Origin of the sequence: Nonomuraea africana (genome assembly GCF_014873535.1) — a bacterium.
Taxonomy (GTDB): domain Bacteria; phylum Actinomycetota; class Actinomycetes; order Streptosporangiales; family Streptosporangiaceae; genus Nonomuraea; species Nonomuraea africana.
In genome coordinates this window covers 3,712,479-3,737,295 of sequence record NZ_JADBEF010000001.1, presented here as the reverse complement: position 1 = coordinate 3,737,295, position 24,817 = coordinate 3,712,479, and the positions used below count along the sequence as shown (strand labels likewise).

Below are 24,817 nucleotides of genomic sequence, written 5' to 3'. Positions count from 1 at the left end.
GCTCTCTTCAGAGGTTACGCGTTGACTCCGCACTCGCTGGAAGCGCCTTGACGGTGCTCACGAACAGGCCGTCGCCGGCCGCGCCCCCGCCGTCCCTGGCGCCCGCCGAACCGCGCTCCTTCGGCGCGGTCATCAAGGCGTACGTCGCGCTGACCAAGCCGCGGGTCATCGAGCTGCTCCTGATCACGACGCTGCCGGTGATGTTCCTGGCCGCCGACGGCCTGCCGCCGCTGTGGAAGGCGCTGTCGGTCATGGTGTTCGGCACCCTGTCGGCGGGCAGCGCCAACGCGCTCAACTGCTACATCGACCGCGACATCGACGTGAAGATGCGGCGCACCCGCAAGCGGCCGCTGGCCAGGCACCAGGTCACCCCGCGCGCCGCCCTTGTCTTCGGCGTGGTCCTCGGGGTGCTGTCCGTGGCCGGCATGTGGGTGACCACGAACCTGCTGGCGGCGGCGCTCAACCTGTCGGCGATCCTGTTCTACGTCTTCGTCTACTCGCTGGTGCTCAAGCGCCGCACCTCCCAGAACATCGTGTGGGGCGGCCTGGCCGGGTGCATGCCGGTCGTGATCGGCTGGGCGGGCATCACCGGCGGCCTGGAGTGGACCCCGCTGGTGCTGTTCGGCGTGGTGTTCTTCTGGACGCCGCCGCACACCTGGACCCTCGCGATGCGTTACAAGGAGGACTACGCGGCCGCCTCGATCCCGATGCTGCCCGTCGTGGCCACCGAGCGCAGGGTGGTGCTGGAGTCGATCGCCTACACCTGGGCGACGGTCGCCTGCTCGCTGCTGCTGTGGCCGGTGGCCGGCACCACGCTGCTCTACCCGGTCGTCGCGGCGGTGCTCGGCGCGTTCTGCCTGATCGAGGTCTACCGGCTGCTCGCCCGGCTCAACGCCGGCAAGAGCGGCGTCGACCTGCGTCCGATGCGCTTCTTCCACTGGTCGAACGCCTATCTGGCGCTGCTGTTCCTCGCGGTCGCGATCGATCCGCTGCTGGCCTGACCTGCTCTCGAAGTGGGAAGGACAGCGTCATGGCGATCCGTTACAGTCACGGTATGAAGACCCGTGATCCACGCTGGGTGTTCAAGGACCGGCCGTCCTTCGCGTTGATCGCGGGCCTGGTGCTGGCGGGCATCTGCGCTCTGGTCTCCTTCTCCTTCGACGTGCTCAACGGCGCGCCGGTGCAGTTCTTCATCGCGCTCATCCTGGCGTTCGCGCCGGTGCCGCTGCTGCTGGCGGCCGTGCTGGCGCTCGACCGCATGGAGCCGGAGCCGCGCAGCAACCTCGTCTTCGCCTTCGCGTGGGGGGCGGGCATCGCCGTGCTGGTGGCGGGCATCGTCAACTCGCTCAACCTGCACTACATCACCGACACCGTGGGGCTGTCGGCGGCCAGCGCGCGCAACATCGCCGCCACCTTCGGCGCCCCCGTGGTGGAGGAGACGATGAAGGGCCTGGTCCTGCTCGGGCTGCTGCGCTTTCGCCGCGCCGAACTCGACGGACCGACCGACGGCATCATCTACGCCAGCATGGTAGGCCTCGGTTTCGCCATGACCGAGAACGTCAGCTACTACATCGCCGCCCAGGACCAGTTCGGCGTGCAGGGGCTGGCGGTGACGGTCGTGCTGCGCGGCATCCTCTCGCCGTTCGCGCACCCGCTGTTCACCTCGATGACCGGCGTGGCCGTCGCCTACGCCGCCAGGCGCTCCGGCTCCGACCGGGCCCTCGTCATCCTGGCGGGCTGGATCGCCGCGATGCTGCTGCACGGCATGTGGAACGGCCTGGCCTCCTACGGCGGCTTCGTCGGCCTGGTGATCGCCTACCTGGTGCTGCTGGTGGTGCTCTTCACGCTCATCGGCGTGGTCCTGCGCGACAGGCGGCGCATCGTCGCCCTCCTGCAGCGCTACCTGCCGCCCTACGAGCCGACGCGGCTGGTCGACGCCGCCGACATCTTCATGCTCTCGGCGCTGTCGCGGCGCAGGCAGGCCAGGCAGTGGGCCAAGGCGCACGGCGGCAAGGCAGGCGTGCGGGCGATGAGCGACTACCAGCTCGCCGCCACCGAGCTCGGGCTGCTGCACGAGCGGGCGTTCCGCCACATCGTCGACGACCAGACCTTCCACGAGGAGCAGCGGGCGCTGCTCGAGTGCATGAGCGCGGCCAAGGCCCGCTTCCCCGTGCCCCGCCAGCACGCGCGCGCCGCCGCCCACGGCACCCCGCCGCCGGGTTACGCCCCTGGCGCGCCCTCCCCCTCCACGGACGGCCACTGGCCGGTCTGAGTGGCCGGTCCTAGCGACCGGTCCGAGCGGCCGGTCCGAGCCGCCGGTCGAGCCGCCCGCTCCGCGCGCTCACCGGCCCGTCTGGGCCTGCCGCAGCGAGGTCTCCTTCGGGCCGGGGAAGACCGGCTCGGTGCCGAGCACCACGTCGCCCAGCGCCTTCGCGGCGGCCCCGAACTCCCGCGCGGCGGAGGCGTAGGTCTCGGCCGCCCACCGCCTGGCCGAGTCGTCGCCGACGCCGAAGGCCCGCAGCCCCGCCGTACGGCACAGCGTCACCGCCCTCGGCAGGTGGAAGGACTGCGTGACCACGGTGACGTCGTCGGCGCCGAAGACCCTGCGGGCCCGCACACAGGAGTCCCAGGTGTCGAAGCCCGCGTAGTCGCGCACGATCACGGCGTCGGGCACCCCCTCGGCCAGCAGGTAGTCGCGCATGGCCGAGGGTTCGTCGTAGTCCTTCCTGCTGTTGTCGCCCGACAGCAGCACGGCCTTGACCTTGCCCGCCCGGTAGAGCTGCGCGGCGATGTCGAGCCGCCTGGCGAGCATCGGGCTGGGCCGGCCGGAGAACAGGCCCGCGCCGAGGACGAGCGCGGTGCCCGAGTCGGGCACCCTGGCCAGCCAGCCGGGCGTGTCGGCCACCACGCGGTGGTTCTCGCTGCCCAGCCAGGCCCAGGTCAGCGGGGCGATCGCCAGCACGCTCAGCGCGACCGCGCCCTGGTAGGCGCGGCGCACCGCCGTACGGGAAGTCTGGACGAATCGCATGAAACGCACACCTCGCGCCGGTGGGGGAGTGGCCGACATATCGTGCCACACCCTCCCACCTTCGGGGCGGGCCGTCAGTGGGGGAGGGGGACGCCGGCCGGCGCGGCGGGGGCCTCGTCGGGCACCTCATCGGGCACCTCGTCGCGGGTGCGCAGGCTGGTGACCACGCGCAGGGCGCCGATCCACACCACGGTGGCGCCGAGCACGTGCAGGCCGACGAGGAACGCGGGCACGGCGAGGAAGTACTGGGTGTAGCCGATCACGCCCTGGGCGAGCTCGATCACCAGCAGGCCCGTCGCCGCCGCGCGGGCGCGCCTGGGGGCACCGGTGACGCGCAGCGCGAACAGCAGCGCGAAGGTGAGGCCGACCACGACGTAGACGATGTCGGCGTGCAGGCGCGCCACGGTCTCGATGTCGAAGTCGAAGCGGGAGGCCAGCGCGTCGCCCGAGTGCGGGCCCGTGCCCGTCACCACCACGCCCGCGACCAGCAGCACGGCCACGGCGGCCACCAGCACGTGGCCGAGGCGCTGGATGTCGCGGTGCACCACGGGCCTGGCGGGGGCGTCGCCCTCGCGGGAGCGGGCGTAGAGGAGCCAGCAGGCCGCCATCAGGCCGATGGAGATGAGGAAGTGGACGCTCACCGTCACGGGGTTGAGCGCGGTGCGCACCACCAGGCCGCCCCACAGCGCCTGGGCGACGACCCCCAGGGGCTGCAGCCAGGCCAGCCGGATCAGGTCGCGCCGGCGCGGGGCCATCCGCATCGCGGTCAGCAGGCACATCGCCGCCACGGCCAGCACCAGGAAGGCGAGCAGCCGGTTGCCGAACTCGACGCCCATGTTGACCCAGCTGTGCTCAGGGTGCGCGACGGGAATGAAACTGTCGGGCGTGCACCTGGGCCAGGTCGGGCAGCCCAGCCCCGATCCCGTGACCCGCACGGCCGCGCCGGTGACCGTGATGCCGGCGTTGGCGATCACGGACAGCAGGGCCCACAGGCTCATCGAACGGGGGGTAGGCGGCCAGAAGGATTTCACGTCTTCGATGGTAGGGGGCAGGGTGCGTGCTCTTCCCACCGGCCGGGCCCTCCACCGGACGGGGGTTCACAGGCGGGGAAGATATGTGACATATTACTGCGAGGAGGTGAGGAGACACGATGTCCGATGTGATCGTCATCGGCGCAGGCGTCGTGGGCGCGGCGTGCGCCTACTACGCGGCGGCCGCAGGCCTCGACGTGACGGTGCTCGACCGCGGCCCCGTGGCGGGCGGCACCACCGGCGCAGGCGAGGGCAACGTGCTGGTCTCCGACAAGGAGCCGGGCCCTGAGCTCGACCTGGCGCTGCTGTCCAACCGGCTCTGGCGCGAGCTGGCGGGCCACGGCGGGTTCGAGTTCGAGCCCAAGGGCGGCCTGGTCGTGGCGGAGAGCGGGGAGGTCCAGCGGCGGCTGGTGGAGCTGGCGGACAAGCAGGGCGTGGAGCACACCGTCGTGCCGGACTCCGCGCTGCACGACTACGAGCCGCACCTGGCCGACGGCCTCGCGGGCGGCGTCTTCTACCCGCAGGACGCCCAGGTGCAGCCCATGCTGGCGGCCGCCCGCCTCATCAGGCAGGGCGCCGACAGCTTCGGCCACGGCGCGCTACGCCTGCGGACCGGCGTCACGGTCACCGGGTTCATGCGCAGCGGCGAACGGGTCACGGGCGTGCGCACCGATCACGGCGACATCCTCGGCGGATCCGTGATCAACGCGGCGGGTACCTGGGGCGGCCAGATCGCGGCCATGGCGGGGGTGGAGCTGCCGATCCTGCCGAGGCGCGGCTTCATCCTGGTCACCGAGCCCCTCAGGGAGCCGCTGATCAGGCACAAGGTCTACACTGCCGCCTACGTGACCAACGTCGCCAGCGACTCGGCCGACCTCGAGACCTCCGCGGTCGTCGAGGGCACGCCCGCGGGCACCGTGCTCATCGGCGCCAGCAGGGAGCGGGTCGGCTTCGACACGACCACCTCGATCCCGGTGCTGCGCACGCTGGCGGCCCAGGCCACCGCGCTGTTCCCGGTGCTCAGGGACCGGCGCGTGATCAGGTCCTACTGCGGCTTCCGGCCGTACTGCCCCGACCATCTGCCGGTGATCGGCCAGGACCCGCGCGTGCCCGGGCTCCTGCACGCCTGCGGGCACGAGGGCGCGGGCATCGGCCTCGCGCCCGCCACCGGCCACCTGCTCGCCCAGCTGCTGTCGGGGGAGCGCACCGCCCTCGACCTGGACCCCTTCAGCCCAGGGAGGTTCGCGTGAACTTCGAGATCACCGTGGACGGCAGAGCCGTGCCCGTCGTGGCCGGCCAGAGCGTCGGCGCGGCCCTCCATGCGGCGGGCATCACGTCATGGCGCTCCACCAGGCACGAAGGCAGGCCGCGCGGCCTGTTCTGCGGCATCGGCGTCTGCTTCGACTGCCTGGTCACGGTCAACGGACGCGAGTCCCAGCGCGCCTGCCTGGTGCGGGCCCGCCCAGGAGACGAGGTGACCACCTCATGACCGGCTACGACCTCGTCGTCGTCGGCGGCGGCCCCGCGGGAGTGGCGGGCGCGCTGAGCGCCGCCCAGGCGGGGCTGCGCGTGGCCCTGGTCGACGCCGGCCCCCGCCTCGGCGGCCAGTACTTCAGGCACCGCGCGAGCAGCCTGCCGTCGGGACGCGGCGCGGACCGCTTCGTCCGGCAGTGCCGCGCCCTCAGGACCACGGCCGACCTCCTGCTCGACCACAAGGTCTGGGCCGTCGAGCGGGACGCGGAGGCCTTCACCGTCCACGGCATGGCAGGCGAGGAGGAGCGGCCCGTCACGCTCACCTGCCGATCGCTGCTGATCGCCACCGGCGCGCACGACAGGCCGCTGCCCTTCCCCGGCTGGGACCTGCCCGGCGTGTTCACGGCAGGCGGCGCGCAGGCCCTGCTCAAGGGCGAGGGCGTGCCGGTGGGCCGGCGGGTCGTCGTCTCGGGCACCGGCCCCTTCCTGCTGCCCGTGGCCGCCGGTCTCGCGGCGGCGGGAGCCTCGGTCGCGGGGGTCTTCGAGGCCAACGGCCTGCTCGGCCTGGCCAGGCATCCCATGCTGGCCGCGGGGAAGACGGGCGAGGCGCTCGGGTACGGGGCCGCGCTGGCCAGGCACCGCGTGCCGTACCGGACCCGGCACGCGGTCGTGGCGGCCCACGGCTCGGCCCGCGTCACCCACGTGACCGTCGCGCGCCTGGACCCCACGTGGCGGGTGCTGTCGTCGCGGACGGTCGAGTGCGACGCGGTCGCCGTCGGCTACGGCTTCGTCCCGCAGATCGACCTGGCCGTCCAGCTGGGCTGCGCCACGGCGCACTCGGCCGACGGCAGCCCCGTCGTGGTCGTCGACGAGGGCCAGCGCACCAGCGTGGCCGCGGTCTACGCCGCGGGCGAGCCCACCGGCGTCGGCGGCGCGGCGCTGGCCGAGCTGGAGGGGCGCGCCGCGGGCCTGGCCATCGCTCATGACCTCGCCTCGCGCTCGGGCGGGGAGCCCGTTCCCGGCGTCCTGCGCAGGCGCGGCGAGCGGCTGCGCGCCTTCGCGCGCGCGTTGCAGGAGGCCTATCCCGTCCAGCCGGGCTGGCAGTCCTGGCTGGCCGACGACACGCTCGTGTGCCGCTGCGAGGAGGTGCCGGTGAGCGCCATCCGCGAGGCCATGGACCTGGGCGCCACCGACGCGCGCTCCGTCAAGCTGCTCGCCCGCCCGGGGATGGGCTGGTGCCAGGGCAGGATCTGCGGTTACGCGGTCTCCTGCCTGGCCGGCGAGCGACCCCAAGCCACCCGCCGCCCCATAGTCCAGCCGATCACCCTCGGCTGTCTTGAGAGGATCGAAGATGAGCAACCGCGTTGAGCCATGGCACGGAATCATGGTCGCCACGGCCCTTCCCCTGCGCGACGACCTGTCGGCGGATTTCGACGGGTTCGCCGAGCACTGCCGATGGCTGGTCGAGCAGGGCTGTGACGGCGTGGCCGTGAACGGCTCGCTCGGGGAGTACCAAACTCTTTCCCCCGAGGAACGGGCCAAGGTCGTCGAGACGGCGGTGGCGGCCATCGGCGGTCGCAACGTGATGGCGGGCGTCGGCGCGTACGGCTCGGCCGAGTCGCGCCGCTGGGCCGAGCACGCCCGCGACGCCGGATGCGCGTGCGTCATGCTGCTGCCGCCGAACTCCTACCGCGCCGACGAGCGGACCGTGATCGACCACTACAGGGAGGTGGCGAAGGCGGGCCTGCCGATCGTCGCCTACAACAACCCCTATGACACCAAGGTCGACCTGACTCCCGCGCTGCTGGCCAGGCTGTTCGACGAGGGGCTGATCGTCGCGGTGAAGGAGTTCACCGGCGACGTGCGCCGCGCCTACGAGATCGCCGAGCTGGCGCCCGGCCTCGACGTGCTCATCGGCACCGACGACGTGGTGCTCGAGCTGGCGCTGGCGGGCGCCAAGGGGTGGATCGCCGGGTTCCCCAACTCCCTGCCCGCCTCGACCGTCGCCCTATACCGGGCCGCCATGGCGCACGACCTGGAGACCGCGCTGCCGCTGTACCGCACGCTCCACCCGCTGCTGCGCTGGGACGCCAGGACCGAGTTCGTCCAGGCCATCAAGCTGTCCATGGACCTCGCGGGCAGGTACGGCGGGCCGTGCAGGCCGCCCAGGCTCCCGCTGACCGACGAGCACGCGGCGGCGGTGCGGGCCGCGACGGAGAAGGTGCTGGCGGAGGGGCTGAGATGAGGACCAAGCGGGTCTTCCACGCCGTCGACTCCCATACCGAGGGCATGCCCACCAGGGTCGTCACCGGCGGCGTCGGCGTCATCCCCGGTAACAGCATGGCCGAGCGCCGCGTCTACTTCCGCGAGCACTTCGACCACATCAAGCAGCTGCTGATGAACGAGCCGCGGGGGCACGCCGCCATGAGCGGGGCCATCCTGCAGCCGCCCACCCGCCCCGACGCGGACTGGGGGGTGCTGTTCATCGAGGTGTCCGGCTACCTGCCGATGTGCGGCCACGGCACGATCGGGGTGGCCACCGTCCTGGTGGAGACCGGGATGGTCGAGGTCGTCGAGCCGGTGACGACCGTCCGCCTGGAGGTGCCCGCGGGGCTGGTCGTCGTGGACGTGGCCGTGAAGGACGGCGTCGCCGAGTCGGTGACCCTGCGCAACGTCCCCGCCTACAGCGACAGGCTGGACGCGGTGGTGGAGGTGCCGGGGTTCGGACAGGTTCGCTACGACCTGGCCTACGGCGGCAACTTCTACGCCATCGTCGACCTCGACGACTACAAGCTGCCCTTCGACCGGGCGGCCAAGAACGAGATCCTGGCGGCGGGCCTGGCCACCATGTCGGCGATCAACGCCGCCGACGAGCCCGTGCATCCGGAGGACGAGCGGATCCGCGGCTGCCACCACGTGTACTTCAGGGCGCCCGGCTCCACCGCCGGGCACTCCAGGCACGCGATGGCGATCCACCCCGGCTGGTTCGACCGCTCGCCGTGCGGGACGGGCACCAGCGCCCGCATGGCCCAGCTGCACGCCAGGGGCGAGCTGGCGCTGGGGGCGGACTTCGTCAACGAGTCCTTCATCGGGACCAGGTTCATCGGACGCCTGGTGGAGGAGACGAGCGTGGGCGGTCGTCCGGCGGTCGTGCCGACGATCACGGGAAGGGCGTGGATCACCGGGACCGCGCAGTACTTCCTCGACCCACGCGACCCGTTCCCCGAGGGCTTCGTCCTCTGACGGGTCAGCACAGTACGGTGGCCGTTTCGGGCTGCCCGGAATACCAGGGAGGTCACGGTTTTGACCGGGACCTCCCTGGACGGGCCCTGGGCGTGTTATGACGCTAACGGTCTGATATCGGCGCTTGACCGGCCACCGGCACACCAGTGTGATGTCACACATCACTCACGTGAGGAGAGTCACATGCGCTCAACGCAAGTCGCCTCCCTGGTGGCGGCCGCCATGCTGCTGGCGGGATGCGGTCAGGGTCTGCTCGGCGACGGTGGAGCCGCCCAGCAGGACGACAAGGCCCCCATCAAGCTCGGCATGCTGGTCCCCCAGTCCGGCAGCGAGGCCGCCATCGGCCCGTACATGACCAACGCCGCGCAGCTCGCGGTGGACGAGATCAACGCCAAGGGCGGCGTCCTCGGCCGCCAGCTCGAGCTCAAGGCCGCCGACGACGCCTGCGACGCCCAGACGGCCGTCGCCGCCGCCAACAAGGTGGTCACCGAGGGCGTCGACGTCTCCATCGGCGGCTACTGCTCGGGCGCCACGCTGCCCACGCTGCCGGTGTTCGGCAAGGCGAACATACCCATGATCATTCCGGCCGCCAACTCCCAGGAGCTGGTCGACCAGAAGCTCAAGCACGTCTTCCTGATCAACGGCACCGGCACCCAGCAGGCCGAGGCCGCCACCAAGTGGATCACCAAGCAGGGCGCCACCAAGGTCGCGCTCATGCACGACAACACCAGCTACTCCAAGGACATCGCGGTCCGCACCCAGCCGCTGCTCGGCGACAAGGCGGTCATCACCGAGGCCGTCACGCCCAAGGAGAGCGACTACAGCGCCAACATCGCCAACATCCTCGACAAGAAGGCCGACTTCGTCTACTGGACCGGCTACTTCCAGGAGGGCGGCCTGATCATCAGGCAGCTGCGCCAGGCCGGGTACAAGGGTTCGATCATGGTCGCGGACGGCTCGGTCTCTCCCAAGCTCGGCGAGATCGCCGGAGCCGAGGCCGACGGCGTCTTCGCCACCATGACCCCGATCCCCGACACGCTGCCCGACGCCAAGGGCTGGATCGACGCCTACACCAAGAAGTTCGGCTCGGCCCCGGGCCCGTACTCGAACCAGGCCTACGACGCCGTCCGGCTGGCCGCCGAGGCGATCACCAAGGCGGGCTCCACCGACGGAGCCAAGGTCATCTCGGCTCTCGAGGGGATCAACGGCTTCTCGATGTTCTCGGGCCCGCTGAAGTTCACCCCCGAGCACACGCTGTCCGCGGGCGGCTTCCAGATCCTGGTGTGGAAGGGCGACAAGTTCGCTCTGCAGGACGCGCTGTCGTGAGCGAGCGTAGCGAGGGAACCAGGAAACACAGCACGCTTCGTGTCATGAGGCCGACGAAGGAGGCCTCATGACACAGCTCGTCTGGAACGGCCTGTTCGTGGGGTCGTTCTACGCCCTCGTGGCACTCGGCTACAGCATGGTCTACGGCATCATCAAGCTGCTCAACTTCGCCCACGGCGACCTGTACATGCTCGGCGCGTTCACCGGCTTCGCCGTGCTGTCCGCGCTGGGCGGGGTGCCCGCGGCGATGACGCTGCCCGTGCTGCTGGGCGTGCTGCTGCTGACCATGGTCAGCACCGGCCTCGCGGGCGTGGTGCTCGAGCGGGTGGCCTACCGCCCGCTGCGCGGCGCGCCCCGCCTGTCGCTGCTCATCACGGCGGTCGGGGCCTCCTTCGCCCTCGAGTACGGCATGCGCGCCGGCGCCGGCCCCGACCCGCGGGTCTACCCCGTACGGCTCAGCGGCACCTCCATCGAGGTGCTCGGCGCCAGGCTCACCCTGCAGCAGCTCGTCCTCATCGGCGTGGCCGTCGTGCTCATGGTCGGGCTCCACCTCCTGGTCACCAGGTCCCGCGAGGGCAGGGCCATGCGGGCGATCGCGCTCGACCCGCGCACCAGCGCGCTCATGGGCATCGACGTCAACGCGGTGATCTCCAGGACCTTCTTCCTCGGCTCGGCGCTCGCGGGCGCGGCCGGGGTGATGGCGGGCGCCTACTACGGGAAGATCGACTTCCTGATGGGCTTCCTCATCGGGCTGAAGGCGTTCACCGCGGCGGTCATCGGCGGCATCGGCAACATCCCGGGCACCATGCTCGGCGGTCTGGTGCTGGGGCTCCTGGAGTCCTTCGGCACCTACTGGCTCGGCGGCGAATGGCGCGACGTGTTCGCCTTCGGGGTGCTGATCCTGTTCCTGACCGTGCGGCCGACCGGCTTGCTGGGCGAACGCGTGACGGAGCGGGTGTGAACGAGACCAAAGCTCCCGAAGCTCCTGACGCCCCCGAAGCTCCTCGCAAGCTCGGCGCCAAGGCCCCCAGGACCCGGCTGTCCAAGCTGTTCGACAACCGCTGGGCCGGCCTGGCGGGTCTGCTGATCGCGCTGCTCGCGCCGTTCGTCAACGCGAGCGACTACGCGCTGTCCATCATGACCACCGCCGCGATCTTCGTGATGCTGGCCTCGGGCCTGAACATCGTGGTGGGCTACACCGGCCTGCTCGACCTCGGCTACGCGGCCTTCTTCGCGGTCGGCGCCTACACCAGCGGCGTCCTCGCCACGCGCCTCGACCTGCCGCTGGTCGCCACCGTGCCCGCCGTCATCGTGGTCACGGTCATCGCCGGCATCGTCATCGGCGCGCCGACGCTGCGGCTGCGCAGCGACTACCTGGCGATCGTCACGCTCGGCTTCGGCGAGATCATCCGTATCACCGCCAACAACCTGCCCGTCACGGGCGGCCCCTCCGGCATCTACGGCATCCCGAGCCTGATCGACAGCAAGGCGGGCTTCTACTACGTCACCGTGGGGGTCGTCGCGATCGCCGTCCTCGGCGCCTCCCGCCTGGGCCGGTCGCGGCTCGGCCGGGCGATGCGGTTCGTGCGCGAGGACGAGGACGCCGCCGAGGCGACCGGCGTGCACACCTACAAGGTCAAGCTGGCCGCCTACATCGCGGGCGCGGTCTGGGGCGGTCTGGCGGGCGTGCTGTTCGCGGGCCAGCTGTCGGCGATCTCGCCCAACAGCTTCACCTTCCTGTACTCCGCGACCGTGCTCATGGCCGTCGTGCTGGGCGGCATGGGCTCGGTGCCCGGCGTCGTGCTCGGCGCGATCGTCATCAGCCTGCTGCCCGAGCTGCTGCGCGAGGCGGCCGACTACCGGTACTTCGTCTTCGGCGTGCTGCTCATCGTCGTGATGCTGCTGCGGCCGCAGGGCCTGTGGCCCGCCCGCTCGAAGGAGGCCCTCAAGTGACGCTCCTCGAGGTGACGGAGCTGCGCCTGGCTTTCGGCGGCCTGCTGGCCATCGACGGGCTCAGCTTCTCGGTGAACGAGGCCGAGATCGTCTCGGTCATCGGCCCCAACGGCGCGGGCAAGACCTCCGCCTTCAACTGCGTGACCGGCTTCTACCGGCCCACCGCCGGGACGATGACCTTCGACGGGCGCTCCCTGACCGGGCTGCGCCCCTCCGCCGTCGCGGGGCTCGGCGTCAGCCGTACCTTCCAGAACCTGCGGCTGTTCGGCGAGCTGTCGGTGCTCGACAACGTCCGCGCCGGCAGCCACCTGTGGCTGAAGCAGAGCGTCTTCGACGCGCTGCTGCACACCCCGCGCTACCGCAGGTCCGAGCGCGAGTGCACGGACCAGGCCCACCACTGGCTCGACTTCGTGGGCCTGCGCGGCGACCGCTACTCCGCCGCCCGCAACCTGCCGTACGGCGAGCAGCGGCGGGTCGAGATCGCCCGCGCCCTGGCCCGCAACCCCCGCCTGCTGCTGCTGGACGAGCCCGCGGCTGGGCTGAACCACGCGGAGAAGGCGGAGATGCTCGACCTGATCAGGCGGATCCGCGACCTTGGTATCGCGATCGTGCTGATCGAACACGACATGGGGCTGGTGATGCAGGTCTCCGAACGCATCGTGGTGCTCAACTTCGGCAAGGAGATCGCCGAAGGCCGCCCGGAAGAGGTGCGCCGCGACCCCGCCGTCATCGAGGCCTACCTGGGGAGCGACGCCCATGCTTGAGATCAGCGGCCTCGACGTCCACTACGACGGCGTGCACGCGCTGCGCGGCCTGTCGCTGACCGTCGGCAAGGGCGAGATCGTCGCCCTGCTCGGCAACAACGGCGCGGGCAAGACGACCACGCTGTCGGCGGTCTCCGGCCTGGTCCGGCCCAGCGGCGGCACGGTCGTCTTCGAGGGCGAGGACATCACCGGCAGCGCCGCGCACAAGATCACCGGGCGCGGTCTCGTGCACGCCCCGGAGGGACGCAGGATCTTCAGCACCCTGACCGTGCACGACAACCTGCTGCTCGGCGGCTACCTCGTGCGCGACCAGGCGGAGATCAGGCGCCGCATCGACCACGTGTACGGCCTGCTGCCCCGCCTGGCCGAGCGCCGAGCCCAGCAGGGTGGCACGCTGTCCGGCGGCGAGCAGCAGATGCTCGCCATCGGCCGCGCGATGGTCACCGGCCCCCGCCTGCTGCTGCTCGACGAGCCCTCCATGGGCCTGGCGCCGCTCGTCGTCGCCCAGGTCATGGAGCTCATCGCGGACATCAACGCCTCGGGCACCGCGGTGCTGCTGGTCGAGCAGAACGCCTCGGCCGCGCTGAAGATCGCCCACCGGGGGTACGTGCTGGAGAACGGTGTCGGCACCCTGTCGGGATCGGGCGACGAGCTGCGCTCCGATCCTCGCGTGGTCGAGGCCTATCTGGGAGGGGCATGATCCAGACTATCGACTACCACACCGGCGGAGAGCCGTTCAGGGTCGTGGTCGGCGGGGCGCCCGGCATCGAGGGCGCCTCGGTCCTGGAGCGCAGGAGCACGGCCGCGGGCAGCGAGGAGATCGACCGCGTGCGGCGGCTGCTGTGCCACGAGCCGCGCGGGCACGCCGACATGTACGGCTGCTTCCTCGTCCCGCCCGACGACCCCGGAGCGCACCTGGGCGTGCTGTTCTGGCACAAGGACGGCTACTCCACCGCCTGCGGGCACGGCACGATCGCGCTCGGCGTGCACGCCGTACGCGAAGGGCTGGTCGAGGCCGACCCCGACGGCGTCACGGACGTGGTGATCGACGTGCCCTCCGGCAGGGTGACGGCCAAGGTGCTCATGAAGGGCGGCGAGATCGTCTCGGTCACGTTCAGGAACGTTCCCTCCTACGTGATCGCCCGCTCCGTGCCCGCCGGCGGGACCGAGGTCGACGTGTCGTACGGCGGGGCCATCTACGCCTCCCTGCCGGCCGCTGCCCTCGGCCTGTCCGTGCGGCCCGAGCACCTGACCGCGCTGATCGAGCACGGGCGGCGGATCAAGGCCGGCCTCGCCGGCCATCCGGTGGCCAGGCACCCGTCGGACGAGCGGCTGTCGGGGATCTACGGAGTGATCTTCTACGACGCGCTCGGCCCCGCGCACCAGCGCAACGTGACCGTCTTCGCCGACGGCGAGGTGGACAGGTCGCCGTGCGGCTCGGGGACGGCGGCGCGGCTGGCGCTGCTGGCCGAGGAGCTGCCTGCGGGCTTCACCCTCACCCACGACAGCATCGTGGGCTCGTCGTTTCGCGCCTGGGTCGCCGAAACCACGCCGGAAGGCGTGATTCCCGAGATCGAGGGCATGGCCTACCGTACGGGGCGCCACAGCTTCGAACTCGACCCACGCGATCCGATCGGGACGGGGTTCACGCTGCGATGAGCCGCCTCGCACGCATGTCGGTCGGGGCCGGATCCGCGCCTCCGGTCCCGATCGGCCCCCACCTCTCGACCACGGCGCGGATGGCGTCATGAGCGGCCTGCCGTACGTCGAGGGCCTGGAAGGGCTGGTGCCGCTCGCGCGTGCCGTCGCCGTCCTGGAGGAGACGCTCGCCTCGGGCTTCGACCCCGAGCGGGTGCCCGCGCGCACGGCCGCGCCCGCAGGGCAGGGGGAGTTCCTGATCATGCCCGCCGCGGCCGGACGGTACGCGGGGGTCAAGGTGGTCAGCGTCGCCCCCGGCAACCCGGCCCGCGGGCTGCCCCGGATCCAGGGCGTCTACCTGCTGTTCGACGGCGATACCCTGGCCCCGCTCGCCGCCATGGACGGGCTGGCGCTCACCGCGCTGCGCACCCCCGCGCTCTCCGCCCTGGCCGTCAAGCATCTCGCGCCGCCCGATGCCGCACGGCTGCTGGTGTTCGGCACGGGGCCGCAGGCGTGGGGGCACGTGCTGGCCCTGCGCGAGGTGCGCCCGCTGGAGCACGTCACCGTGGCCGGCCGCGATCCCGGCAGGACCGCCGCCTTCGCGGGACGCTGCCGCGAACTGGGCCTGTCCGCCGAGGCGCTGTTCCCCGAGCCCGCGCTGATCGCGGCGGCGGTCGGGGAAGCGGAGCTGATCGCCTGCTGTACGACCTCCAGAACCCCCCTCTTCCCCGGTAAGCTCACCCGCGACAGCGCCACCGTCGTCGCCGTCGGATCGCACGAGCCCGACGCCAGGGAGATCGATGATGATCTCGTCGCCCGCGCCACCGTCGTCGTGGAGGCCCGCGGGGCGGCATTGTCCGAGGCAGGAGATGTGGTCATCCCCTTGCGCGGCGGTACGATCACGAGTGGTCATCTCGCCGGCAACCTGGCCGACCTGGTCGCCGGCCGCGTCACCCTCGGCAGGGGACCGCGGGTCTTCAAGAGCGTCGGCATGGCGTGGGAGGACCTCGTGGTGGCGGCGGCCGCCTACGAGGCGTGGACCCGACAGGCGGGCCCCGTGAGCGGGCCCGGCACCGTAGACAGACGAAAGTAGGGAAGCCGGGATGGCTGCGGACGATCGGCTCGACCTTCCGGTCGTGGGCGAGCGGCAGAGCCTGCGCGAGCAGGTCGCACACGCGCTGCGCGCCGCGCTCATCACGGGCGAGATGCGGCCCGGCGTGGTCTACTCGGCGCCGGTCCTGGCCGCCCAGTTCGGCGTCTCGGCCACCCCGGTCCGCGAGGCCATGCTCGACCTGGCCAAGGAGGGCCTGGTCGAGGCGGTGCGCAACAAGGGGTTCAGGGTCACCGAGCTGTCCGACCGCGACCTCGACGAGCTGACCGAGATCCGCCAGCTGATCGAGGTGCCGACCATCGCCAGGCTCGCCGACGCCTCACGGGCCGAGGAGTTCGAGCGCCTGCGGCCCGTCGCCCAGGAGATCGTCGACGCCGCCGAACGGGCCGACCTGCTCGCGTACGTGGACGCCGACCTGCGCTTCCACGTCGAGCTGCTGTCGCTGTCGGGCAACGCCCACCTGGTGGAGGTGGTGCGCGACCTGCGCAACAGGGCGCGCCTCTACGGCCTGTCGCAGCTGTCGGAGCGCGGCACGCTGACCGACTCGGCACGCGAGCACCTGGACCTGCTCGACGCGCTCCAGGCGGGCGACAGGAGCGCGGCCGAGCGCATCATGGGCGAGCACATCCACCACGTCCGCGACATCTGGGCCGAGTAGCGGCTAGCGGGAGCGCGTCGCGCCCAGGCTGGCCGCGACGATGCAGATGATGGCCGCCCACTGCTGGACCTGGAGGAACTCGCCCAGCAGCACCAGCCCGATCATCGCCGCCACCGCCGGCTCCAGGCTCATCAGGATGCCGAAGACGTGCTTGGGCATCCGTCGCAGCGCCTGCAGTTCGAGCGAGTAGGGGATGACCGACGACAGCAGCCCCACGCCGAGCCCGATCAGGATCACCGACGGCTGCAGCAGGTCGGCGCCGCCGGTGGTGATGCCCACGGGCGCGATCACCACGACCGACACCATCATCGCGAACGACAGCCCCGTCGTGCCGGGGAAGCGCTGCCCGGCGGCGGCCGACAGCAGGATGTAACCGGCCCAGCAGGCCCCCGCCACCAGCGCGAATCCGATGCCCAGCCAGCTCACCGTGGCCGAATCGCTCCACGGCGCGATCAGCGCGATGCCCGCGCCCGCCAGGCCCACCCACAGCAGGTCGAGCTTGCGGCGCGAGGCCGCGACCGCCACCCCGAGCGGCCCGAGGAACTCGATCGCGACCGCGATGCCGATCGGCAGCCTGGCCAGGGACTCGTAGAAGGACAGGTTCATCAGCGCGAGAATGACGCCGAAGCCGAGCCCGACGGCCCAGTCGCGCCACGACAGGCCCCTCAGCTTGGGCCGCGACACCGCGCCCAGGATCAGCGCGCCCGCCACGATGCGCATGAACACGACGGCCGACGGTGGCAGCGCCGTGAACAGCTCCTTGGCGAACCCCGCTCCCAGCTGCACCGAGAAGATCGCCAGCAGCACGAGACCCGACGGAGGGACCGAGTCGGCGGCGCTGCGCAGCAGGCTGCCCGAGCGGGGCAGGGCTGCCTTGAGACGATCTGCTGGCCCGTCGAGGGCGAAGGCGGTCACGGGACTCCTCGGGAGGATCAGGTACAGAAGGTGTCGAGCTTACTCCGCGCCACCGACCCTTTTCCGAGGCGACCCTGGCGCTTTCCCGAGGCGGCCCCAGCGCTTTCCGGGGTGGCCCCGGTGGTTTGCGAGATGGCGCGGTGGGTGGGGCTACTCCCAGCGGAAGGTGCGCGACGCGAGGGCCAGCGTGAGCGCCGCCCACGCCACGAGCACCGCCGCCGCGCCCAGCGGCAGCGCCGCGCCCGCGGCCAGCACCGCCCGCAGCCCGCCGGTCAGCGCCGAGATCGGCAGCAGCGCCAGCGCGGGCTCCACGCTGTCGGGGAAGACCGAGAGCGGAAAGATCACCCCGCCGCAGCCCAGCAGCACCAGGTAGACCAGGTTGGCCGCGGCCAGCGTCGCCTCGGCGCGCAGCACGCCCGCCATCAGCAGCCCGAGCCCGCTGAAGGCGGCGGTGCCGAGCAGCACGAGCAGGACGGCCGCGCCGACGGAACCGCGCGGCTGCCAGCCCAGCGCCAGAGCCACCGCCACGATCACCGCGGCCTGCAGCAGCTCGACCCCGACGACCGCGAGCGTCTTGGCCAGCAGCAGCCCGGTCCTGGACAGCGGGGTGGCGCCGAGCCGCTTCAGCACGCCGTAGCGCCGCTCGAAGCCGGTCGCGATCGCCTGTCCGGTGAAGGCCGTCGACATGATCGCCAGCGCCAGCACGCCCGGCGTCAGGAAGTCGACCCGTGGCCCCTCGCCGACGTCGACCAGGGGCGCCAGCGAGAACCCGACCAGCAGCAGCACCGGGATGATCAGGGTGAGCAGCAGCTGCTCGCCGTTGCGCAGGATCGCCCGCGCCTCGGCTCCCGCCTGCGCCAGAACCATGCGCGGGAACGGCGCGGCCCCCGGGGCGGGGGTCAGATCGAGGGTGGTCATCGCAGCTCCCTGCCGGTCAGTTCGAGGAAGATGTCCTCCAGCGTGCGGCGCTCGATGGACAGGTCGTCGGCGGTGACCCCCTCCGAGGCGCACCAGGCGGTCACGGTGGCCAGCAGCTCGGGCCCCACGTGACCCTCGATGATGTAGTGGCCGGCGGGCGACTCCTTGGCGGCCGAACCCGCGGGCAGCGCGCTGAGCAGCTCCTCCAGCGTCAGCCCCGGCCTGGCGCGGAAGCGCAGCTGCCGCTCGGCGCCGGTCAGCGTGGCCGGGCTGCCCTCCGCCACGACCCTGCCCCTGTCGATGATGACGACGTGGTCGGCGAGGCGCTCGGCCTCGTCCATGTAGTGGGTGGTCAGCACCACCGCCACCCCCGCCGCGCGCAGGTCGGTGACCAGCTCCCAGCAGGCCCGCCTGGCCTGCGGGTCGAGGCCCGCGGTCGGCTCGTCGAGGAAGACCAGCTCGGGCCGGCCGATCACGGCCCCCGCCAGCGAGAGCCGCTGCTGCTGACCGCCCGACATCCGCCGGTACGGCGTGCGGGCGTGCTCGGCCAGCCCGAGCCGCGCCAGCAGGGCCGCGGGGTCGAGGGGAGCGGCGTGGAAACGCGACATCAGTCGCAGCCACTCCGCGCACCGCATCGCCGGAGGCACCCCGCCGGCCTGCGGCATCACGCCCACCCTGGCCCGCAGCGAGGAGTCTCCCGGATCGGCGCCGAGCACCCGCACCGTGCCGCCGTCCGCTCTGCGGAAGCCCTCGCAGATCTCGAGGGTCGAGGTCTTGCCCGCGCCGTTGGGCCCGAGGATCGCGGTGACCGCGCCGCGCTCGGCGGCAAGGGTCAGCCCGTCGACGGCGGTGGTGCCGCCGTAGCGTTTGACCAGTTCGATGACCTCGACGGCAGGGGAGCTCATGGCCACGAGTTTAGGGACACCATGGCGCGGTCAGCGCGGCAGGCGGCCACGAGCACATTCGTTGCCGAGAAATCGCTAAAGAGGCAGCCAAGTGAGCTGATGTGACCTTCCTCACGTGGTTGTCTGTGAGGCGACAGGAGGTAGTGATATGTCGGTTCGTAGTAGTTACGAGGCGGGCGTCCCGTGCTGGGTCGACCTGTCGAGCCCCGACGTCCAGGCGTCGGTCGCCTTCTACGGCGAGATCTTCGGCTGGAGCGCCGAGATGGTCGACGATCCCGCCGCCGGTGGCTACGGGCAGTTCGTACACAACGGCAAGAGGGTCGCGGGCGTCGGCCCGATCATGGCGGAGGGGATGCCTCCCGTCTGGAACGTCTACGTCGCCACCGAGGACGCCGCCGTCACCGCCGACCGCGTGAAGAACGCGGGCGGGACCGTGGTCATGGAGCCCATGCGGGTCTTCGACGAGGGCACGATGGCCGTCTTCCAGGGCGGCGACGGCTCCTTCTTCTCCGTCTGGGAGGCGGGCAACCACAAGGGCGCGGAACTGGTCAACGAGCCGGGCGCGTTCTGCTGGAACGAGCTGGTCACCCGCGACCCTGAGGCGGCCACCAGCTTCTACACCACCGTCTTCGGCTGGACCCCCAAGCGGACCGCGATGGAGGGCATGACCTACACCGAGTGGCTGGTGGACGACAAGAGCATCGCCGGGATGATCGAGATGTCGCCCAACTACCCCGAGGGCACGCCCTCGCACTGGGCGACCTACTTCGCGGTCGCCGACCTCGACGCCACGATCTCCAAGGCGCAGTCGCTGGGCGCGACGATTCTCATCGACTCCATGGACTCACCGCCCGGCAGGTTCGGCATGCTCATCGATCCGCAGGGCGCCGCGCTCTCCGTGATCCAGCTCACCGAAACCGCGTGAGAATCACCCGAAATTCGGGAATTCGGCGGACCAGATGGTGGTTTGATCCCTCGGCCCTCGTGGGTCACGGCCTACGAGGGGGAGGGGTTCAGGCATGTCCGTGGCAGAAGCCGCACCTGCTGTCAGGGGGAACCGCCGCGGACTGCTGCTGCTGATCCTGGGGGCGCTGTCGGCCATCGGCCCGCTCTCGATCGACATGTACCTTCCCGCGCTGCCCGCCATCACCACGGAGATGCTCTCCGCGCCCGCGCAGGTGCAGCTCACGCTGACGGCCTGTCTCGTCGGCGTCAGCATCGGCCAGGTGCTGGCGGGGCCGCTGAGCGACGTCCACGGGCGCCGCATCCCGCTGATCGTCGGCGTCGCCGGCTACACGCTGGCCTCCTTGCTGTGCGCCTTCGCCCCCTCGGTGACCGCGCTGATCGTGCTGCGCCTGGCGCAGGGCGTCATGGGCGGGGCCGCGCTGGTGATCGTCCGCGCCGTGGTGCGCGACCTCTACGACGGCGCCGCCATCGCCCGCATCTTCGCCACCCTCATGCTGGTCAGCGGGCTGGCCCCGATCCTCGCCCCGATCGCGGGCGCCCAGCTGCTCTCCTTCACCTCCTGGCGCGGCATCTTCGTGGCGCTCAGCCTGGCGGGCCTGGTGCTGCTGCTGGCCGTACTGCCGGGTGTCAAGGAGACGCTGCCCGCCGAGGACAGGGAGGGCGGTGGGCTGAGGCACACCGCGGCCACGTTCTGGCGGCTGCTCGGCGACCGGTCCTTCATGGCCTGCTCGCTGGCCGCGGGGCTGGCCTTCGCCGGCATGTTCGCCTACATCTCCGGCTCGCCGTTCGTGCTGCAGGAGGTGTACGGCGCCTCGCCGCAGCAGTTCTCGCTCGTCTTCGGGCTCAACGCCTTCGGCCTGACGATCATGGCGCAGGTCGGCGGCAGGCTCGCGGGCCGGGTGCCGCCCGCCCGCCTGGTGTTGATCGGCCTGTTCGTCAGCCTGGCGGGCGGCGCGCTGCTGGTGCTGGCCGCGACCATGGGCCTCGGCCTGGCCGGCGTGGTGGCCGCGCTGTTCGTCATAATGTGCGGCGCGGGCCTGGTGCTGCCGGGCACCGGCGCGCTGGCGCTCGCGGGCCAGCCCCAGCAGATCGCGGGCAGCGCCTCCGCCCTCCTCGGCGTGCTGCAGTTCGCCTTCGGCGCGGTGGCCGCCCCTCTGGTGGGCCTGGCCGGCTCCGGCAGCGCGGTGCCCATGGCCGTGGTCATGCTGGCGCTCATCGTCGGCTCACTCCTGATCTTCATTCTGCTCGGTCGGGGACGCGTTTTCGCAGTTAGGTAAGGCTTACCTGCGTGAGAAATTGCATTCCCATTCGTTTGTGAAGCGGGAAGGAATTACGGCACACTGATGTTGTGAAAAACGTGACCTCCTCGATCGAGCCGGGAAGCGAGCGCAGCACTCGTGCGCGCGTCGCGCGGCTTATCCTGGAGCACGGTCCCGTCACGGCCGCCGCGCTCGGTGAGCGGCTCGGGCTGACGCCCGCCGCCGTCCGCCGTCATCTCGACGCGCTGCTGGCCGACGGGATGATCGAGCCTCGCACCGTGCTCCCGCGCGGGCAGCGCGGGAGAGGGCGGCCGGCCAAGCTGTTCGCCATCACCGACGCGGGGCGCAGTGCTTTCGAGCACGCCTATGACGATCTCGCCGGCAGCGCGCTGCGCTTCCTGGCCGAGCGCATGGGCGAGGAAGCGGTGACCGAGTTCGCCCGCTCGCAGGTCGAGGGCCTGCTGCAGCGGCTCGAGCCGGTCATGCGGACAGTGCCGGAAGACCAGCGCGTTCAGGTGCTGGCCCAGGCGCTGTCGGCGGACGGTTACGCCGCCTCGGCCAGCAAGGCCCAGTCCGGCGGCGACCAGCTCTGCCAGCACCACTGCCCGGTGGCGCACGCGGCGGCGGAGTTCCCGCAGCTGTGTGAGGCCGAGACGGAGGCGTTCGCGCAACTGCTCGGCACCCCGGTGCAGCGCCTGGCCACCATCGCACATGGCGACGGGGTCTGCACCACCCATGTGAGCCCCGTACGGATAAAAGAGAGCAAGGAGACCGGAAGGTGACTGTCACCGACCGCCCGGAGCTGGAAGGCCTCGGGAATTACAAGTTCGGCTGGGCCGACTCGGACGCCGCGGGCGCCGTGGCCAAGCGCGGCCTGTCCGAGGAGGTCGTCCGCAACATCTCCGCGCTCAAGAACGAGCCGGAGTGGATGCTCGACCTTCGCCTGAAGGGCCTCCGGCTGTTCGGCAAGAAGCCGCTGCCCACGTGGGGCTCCGACCTCACGGGCATCGACTTCGACAACATCAAGTACTTCGTCCGCTCCACGGAGAAGCAGGCCGCCTCCTGGGACGAGCTGCCCGAGGACATCAAGAACACCTACGACAAGCTCGGCATCCCCGAGGCGGAGAAGCAGCGCCTCATCGCCGGTGTCGCCGCCCAGTACGAGTCCGAGGTCGTCTATCACAAGATCCGTGAGGACCTCGAGGAGAAGGGCGTCATCTTCGTCGACACAGACACGGGCCTGAAGGAGCACGAGGAGCTCTTCAAGGAGTACTTCGGCTCGGTCATCCCGGTCGGCGACAACAAGTTCGCCGCGCTCAACACCGCGACCTGGTCGGGTGGCTCGTTCATCTACGTGCCGCCGAACGTCGAGGTCGAGATCCCGCTGCAGGCCTACTTCCGGATCAACACCGAGAACATGGGCCAGTTCGAGCGGACCCTGATCATCGTGGACGAGAACTCCTACGTCCACTACGTCGAGGGCTGCACCGCGCCGATCTACTCCAGCGACTCGCTGCACTCCGCGGTCGTCGAGATCATCGTGAAGAAGAACGCCCGCTGCCGTTACACGACCATCCAGAACTGGTCGAACAACGTCTACAACCTGGTCACCAAGCGCGCCGTCGCCTACGAGGGCGCGACCATGGAGTGGATCGACGGCAACATCGGCTCCAAGGTCACCATGAAGTACCCGGCCGTCTACCTGATGGGCGAGCACGCCAAGGGCGAGACGCTGAGCGTCGCCTTCGCCGGCGAGGGCCAGCACCAGGACGCCGGGTCCAAGATGGTCCACCTGGCGCCCAACACCTCCTCCAGCGTGATCTCCAAGTCGGTGGCGCGCGGCGGCGGTCGCACCTCCTACCGCGGCCTGGTCCAGATCGAGGAGGGCGCCCACGGCTCCGCCTCCACGGTCAAGTGCGACGCGCTGCTCGTCGACCAGATCAGCCGCTCCGACACCTACCCCTACGTCGACGTCCGCGAGGACGACGTCTCGATGGGGCACGAGGCCACGGTCTCCAAGGTCAGCGAGGATCAGCTGTTCTACCTCATGAGCCGCGGGCTCGAGGAGGACGAGGCGATGGCGATGATCGTGCGCGGCTTCGTCGAGCCGATCGCGCGCGAGCTGCCGATGGAGTACGCCCTCGAGCTGAACCGCCTGATCGAGCTGCAGATGGAAGGAGCCGTCGGCTGATGGGCCTGAACGAGAAGCCCCTGTCGACCCTGCACGAGAAGTCGTCCTACAACGTCGACGACTTCGCCGTGCCGACCGGGCGCGAGGAGAAGTGGCGCTTCACGCCGCTCTCGCGGCTGAAGGGCCTGCACGACGGCACCGCCGAGGTGACCGGCCAGGTCGTCACCCAGGCCTACACCCCGGCGGGCGTCACCGCCGAGTGGGTCGGCCGCGACGACGCCAGGGTCGGCCAGGCGTTCGCGCCCACCGACAGGGTCAGCGCACAGGCCTACAACGCCTTCGAGAAGGCGCTGGTCGTGACCGTGCCCAAGGAGGCCGTGCCGGCCGAGCCGATCCAGATCGAGCTGCGCGGCGGCGGCACCGCCGGCGCCGCCTACGGCCACATCGTGGTCAAGGTCGAGCCGATGGCCGAGGCCGTGGTCGTCCTCGACCACCAGGGCAGCGCGGTCTACGCCGACAACGTCGAGTTCGTCGTGGGCGACGGCGCCACGCTGAAGGTCATCAGCCTGCAGGACTGGGCCGACGACGCCGTGCACGTCTCCCAGCACCACGCCCAGCTGGCCAAGGACGCGACCTTCCGCAGCTTCGTGGTGACCCTGGGCGGCGACCTCGTCCGGCTGTCGCCCAGCGTCTCCTACACCGCGCAGGGCGGCGACGCCGACCTGGCGGGCGTCTACTTCGTCGACGCGGGCCAGCACCTGGAGCACCGCCTCCTGGTCGACCACTCCACGCCCAACTGCAAGAGCCACGTCGACTACCGCGGCGCCCTGCAGGGCGAGGACGCCCACGCGGTCTGGATCGGCGACGTGATCATCAGGGTCGAGGCCGAGGGCACCGACACCTACGAGCGCAACCGCAATCTGCTCCTCACCGACGGCGCCCGCGCCGACTCGGTGCCCAACCTCGAGATCCTCACCGGTGAGGTCGCGGGAGCGGGTCACGCCTCGACGTCGGGCCGGCTCGACGACGAGCACCTGTTCTACCTCCAGGCCCGCGGCATCCCGGTGGACGAGGCGCGCCGCCTGGTCATCAGGGGCTTCCTGGGTCAGCTGGTGGAGAAGATCTCCGTTCCCGAGCTGCGTGAGCGGGTGCTCGCCAAGATCGAGGCGGAGCTCGAGAAGTGAGCTACGAGAAGGTCTGCAAGGTCAGTGACATCCCCGACGCGGGCGTCATCGGCGTCGAGGTGGGGGAGACCCCCGTGGCGCTGGTCCGCAAGGGCGAGGAGGTCTTCGCCCTGCACGACGTCTGTTCCCACGCCGAGGTGAAGCTGAGCGAGGGCGAGGTCTACGACGGGACCCTCGAGTGCTGGCTGCACGGTTCGTGTTTCGACGTGCGGTCAGGCAAGCCGACGGGTCCGCCCGCCACCAAGCCCGTGAACGTTTACCGAGTGAAGATCGACGGCGACGACGTCCTCGTCTCGCTCTCGAAGGAGTCATAA

General features: G+C 71.2%; 26 protein-coding genes. 21 read left to right on the top strand and 5 right to left on the bottom strand.

The window, feature by feature from the left end; all coding sequences use genetic code 11:
• Positions 1-47 precede the first annotated feature (47 nt).
• Both H4W81_RS17695 and H4W81_RS17690 read left to right on the top strand, forming a co-directional pair.
• On the top strand, positions 48-1,001 hold the full coding sequence (locus H4W81_RS17695; RefSeq protein ID WP_192775834.1) for a heme o synthase: 954 nt from the start codon (positions 48-50) through the stop codon (positions 999-1,001).
• A gap of 53 nt (positions 1,002-1,054) precedes the next feature.
• Positions 1,055-2,272: a PrsW family intramembrane metalloprotease gene (locus tag H4W81_RS17690; RefSeq protein ID WP_192775833.1), complete on the top strand. Its 1,218-nt coding sequence runs from the start codon at positions 1,055-1,057 to the stop codon at positions 2,270-2,272.
• Positions 2,273-2,341: 69 nt separating this feature from the next.
• Here the strand turns inward: H4W81_RS17690 and H4W81_RS17685 are convergent, their stop codons facing one another.
• Together H4W81_RS17685 and H4W81_RS17680 are read right to left on the bottom strand one after the other, a co-directional pair.
• Positions 2,342-3,028, bottom strand: a complete 687-nt coding sequence (locus tag H4W81_RS17685; RefSeq protein WP_192775832.1) for a SanA/YdcF family protein — start codon at positions 3,026-3,028, stop codon at positions 2,342-2,344.
• Between the two features lie 74 nt (positions 3,029-3,102).
• On the bottom strand, positions 3,103-4,026 hold the full coding sequence (locus tag H4W81_RS17680; protein ID WP_192775831.1) for a COX15/CtaA family protein: 924 nt from the start codon (positions 4,024-4,026) through the stop codon (positions 3,103-3,105).
• 152 nt (positions 4,027-4,178) lie between these two features.
• On the opposite strand from H4W81_RS17680, the gene H4W81_RS17675 reads away from it, so the two are divergent.
• The 13 genes from H4W81_RS17675 to H4W81_RS17615 all read left to right on the top strand — a co-directional run bounded on the left by H4W81_RS17675 (position 4,179) and on the right by H4W81_RS17615 (position 16,225).
• Positions 4,179-5,309 (top strand): NAD(P)/FAD-dependent oxidoreductase, encoded by a 1,131-nt coding sequence (locus H4W81_RS17675; protein ID WP_192775830.1) that lies wholly within the window; start codon positions 4,179-4,181, stop codon positions 5,307-5,309.
• Positions 5,306-5,548, top strand: a complete 243-nt coding sequence (locus tag H4W81_RS17670; protein WP_192775829.1) for a (2Fe-2S)-binding protein — start codon at positions 5,306-5,308, stop codon at positions 5,546-5,548. The genes H4W81_RS17675 and H4W81_RS17670 overlap by 4 nt, the downstream gene beginning before the upstream one ends.
• Positions 5,545-6,900: an FAD/NAD(P)-dependent oxidoreductase gene (locus tag H4W81_RS17665; protein ID WP_192775828.1), complete on the top strand. Its 1,356-nt coding sequence runs from the start codon at positions 5,545-5,547 to the stop codon at positions 6,898-6,900. Before H4W81_RS17670 ends, H4W81_RS17665 begins: the two co-directional genes overlap by 4 nt.
• The gene (locus tag H4W81_RS17660) at positions 6,884-7,777 is read left to right on the top strand and encodes a dihydrodipicolinate synthase family protein (RefSeq protein ID WP_192775827.1); all 894 of its coding nucleotides are present in this window, start codon (positions 6,884-6,886) and stop codon (positions 7,775-7,777) included. The genes H4W81_RS17665 and H4W81_RS17660 overlap by 17 nt, the downstream gene beginning before the upstream one ends.
• Complete coding sequence (locus H4W81_RS17655; protein ID WP_192775826.1) at positions 7,774-8,775, top strand: proline racemase family protein; 1,002 nt, start codon at positions 7,774-7,776, stop codon at positions 8,773-8,775. The genes H4W81_RS17660 and H4W81_RS17655 overlap by 4 nt, the downstream gene beginning before the upstream one ends.
• A 183-nt stretch (positions 8,776-8,958) precedes the next feature.
• Positions 8,959-10,101, top strand: a complete 1,143-nt coding sequence (locus tag H4W81_RS17650; protein ID WP_192775825.1) for a branched-chain amino acid ABC transporter substrate-binding protein — start codon at positions 8,959-8,961, stop codon at positions 10,099-10,101.
• A 67-nt stretch (positions 10,102-10,168) separates the two neighbouring features.
• Complete coding sequence (locus H4W81_RS17645) at positions 10,169-11,062, top strand: branched-chain amino acid ABC transporter permease (protein ID WP_192775824.1); 894 nt, start codon at positions 10,169-10,171, stop codon at positions 11,060-11,062.
• Positions 11,059-12,054 carry a branched-chain amino acid ABC transporter permease gene (locus H4W81_RS17640; protein WP_318781788.1) on the top strand — a complete coding sequence of 332 codons (996 nt, stop codon included), beginning with the start codon at positions 11,059-11,061 and terminating at the stop codon, positions 12,052-12,054. Before H4W81_RS17645 ends, H4W81_RS17640 begins: the two co-directional genes overlap by 4 nt.
• Positions 12,051-12,818 (top strand): ABC transporter ATP-binding protein, encoded by a 768-nt coding sequence (locus H4W81_RS17635; protein ID WP_192775822.1) that lies wholly within the window; start codon positions 12,051-12,053, stop codon positions 12,816-12,818. The genes H4W81_RS17640 and H4W81_RS17635 overlap by 4 nt, the downstream gene beginning before the upstream one ends.
• Positions 12,811-13,518: an ABC transporter ATP-binding protein gene (locus tag H4W81_RS17630; protein ID WP_192775821.1), complete on the top strand. Its 708-nt coding sequence runs from the start codon at positions 12,811-12,813 to the stop codon at positions 13,516-13,518. The genes H4W81_RS17635 and H4W81_RS17630 overlap by 8 nt, the downstream gene beginning before the upstream one ends.
• Complete coding sequence (locus H4W81_RS17625; RefSeq protein ID WP_192775820.1) at positions 13,515-14,477, top strand: proline racemase family protein; 963 nt, start codon at positions 13,515-13,517, stop codon at positions 14,475-14,477. Before H4W81_RS17630 ends, H4W81_RS17625 begins: the two co-directional genes overlap by 4 nt.
• A gap of 88 nt (positions 14,478-14,565) precedes the next feature.
• Complete coding sequence (locus H4W81_RS17620; RefSeq protein WP_192775819.1) at positions 14,566-15,549, top strand: ornithine cyclodeaminase family protein; 984 nt, start codon at positions 14,566-14,568, stop codon at positions 15,547-15,549.
• Between the two features lie 10 nt (positions 15,550-15,559).
• Complete coding sequence (locus H4W81_RS17615; protein ID WP_192775818.1) at positions 15,560-16,225, top strand: GntR family transcriptional regulator; 666 nt, start codon at positions 15,560-15,562, stop codon at positions 16,223-16,225.
• Between the two features lie 3 nt (positions 16,226-16,228).
• Here the strand turns inward: H4W81_RS17615 and H4W81_RS17610 are convergent, their stop codons facing one another.
• The 3 genes from H4W81_RS17610 to H4W81_RS17600 all read right to left on the bottom strand — a co-directional run bounded on the left by H4W81_RS17610 (position 16,229) and on the right by H4W81_RS17600 (position 18,963).
• Complete coding sequence (locus tag H4W81_RS17610) at positions 16,229-17,140, bottom strand: EamA family transporter (RefSeq protein ID WP_192775817.1); 912 nt, start codon at positions 17,138-17,140, stop codon at positions 16,229-16,231.
• A gap of 150 nt (positions 17,141-17,290) precedes the next feature.
• The gene (locus H4W81_RS17605) at positions 17,291-18,058 is read right to left on the bottom strand and encodes an ABC transporter permease (RefSeq protein WP_192775816.1); all 768 of its coding nucleotides are present in this window, start codon (positions 18,056-18,058) and stop codon (positions 17,291-17,293) included.
• Positions 18,055-18,963 (bottom strand): ABC transporter ATP-binding protein, encoded by a 909-nt coding sequence (locus tag H4W81_RS17600; RefSeq protein WP_192775815.1) that lies wholly within the window; start codon positions 18,961-18,963, stop codon positions 18,055-18,057. The genes H4W81_RS17605 and H4W81_RS17600 overlap by 4 nt, the downstream gene beginning before the upstream one ends.
• Positions 18,964-19,111: 148 nt before the next feature.
• Here H4W81_RS17600 and H4W81_RS17595 point away from each other — a divergent pair, with 148 nt between their 5' ends.
• The 6 genes from H4W81_RS17595 (at position 19,112) to H4W81_RS17570 (ending at position 24,817) form a co-directional block, all read left to right on the top strand.
• Positions 19,112-19,888 carry a VOC family protein gene (locus tag H4W81_RS17595; RefSeq protein ID WP_192775814.1) on the top strand — a complete coding sequence of 259 codons (777 nt, stop codon included), beginning with the start codon at positions 19,112-19,114 and terminating at the stop codon, positions 19,886-19,888.
• 94 nt (positions 19,889-19,982) lie between these two features.
• Entirely contained in the window at positions 19,983-21,206 is a 1,224-nt protein-coding gene (locus H4W81_RS17590; RefSeq protein ID WP_192775813.1) for a multidrug effflux MFS transporter, read from the top strand.
• A gap of 71 nt (positions 21,207-21,277) precedes the next feature.
• On the top strand, positions 21,278-21,970 hold the full coding sequence (locus tag H4W81_RS17585) for a helix-turn-helix transcriptional regulator (RefSeq protein WP_318781787.1): 693 nt from the start codon (positions 21,278-21,280) through the stop codon (positions 21,968-21,970).
• Positions 21,967-23,379 (top strand): Fe-S cluster assembly protein SufB, encoded by a 1,413-nt coding sequence (sufB, locus tag H4W81_RS17580; RefSeq protein WP_192775812.1) that lies wholly within the window; start codon positions 21,967-21,969, stop codon positions 23,377-23,379. Before H4W81_RS17585 ends, sufB begins: the two co-directional genes overlap by 4 nt.
• Positions 23,379-24,503 carry a Fe-S cluster assembly protein SufD gene (gene sufD, locus H4W81_RS17575; RefSeq protein WP_192775811.1) on the top strand — a complete coding sequence of 375 codons (1,125 nt, stop codon included), beginning with the start codon at positions 23,379-23,381 and terminating at the stop codon, positions 24,501-24,503. The genes sufB and sufD overlap by 1 nt, the downstream gene beginning before the upstream one ends.
• Entirely contained in the window at positions 24,500-24,817 is a 318-nt protein-coding gene (locus H4W81_RS17570) for a non-heme iron oxygenase ferredoxin subunit (RefSeq protein WP_192775810.1), read from the top strand. The genes sufD and H4W81_RS17570 overlap by 4 nt, the downstream gene beginning before the upstream one ends.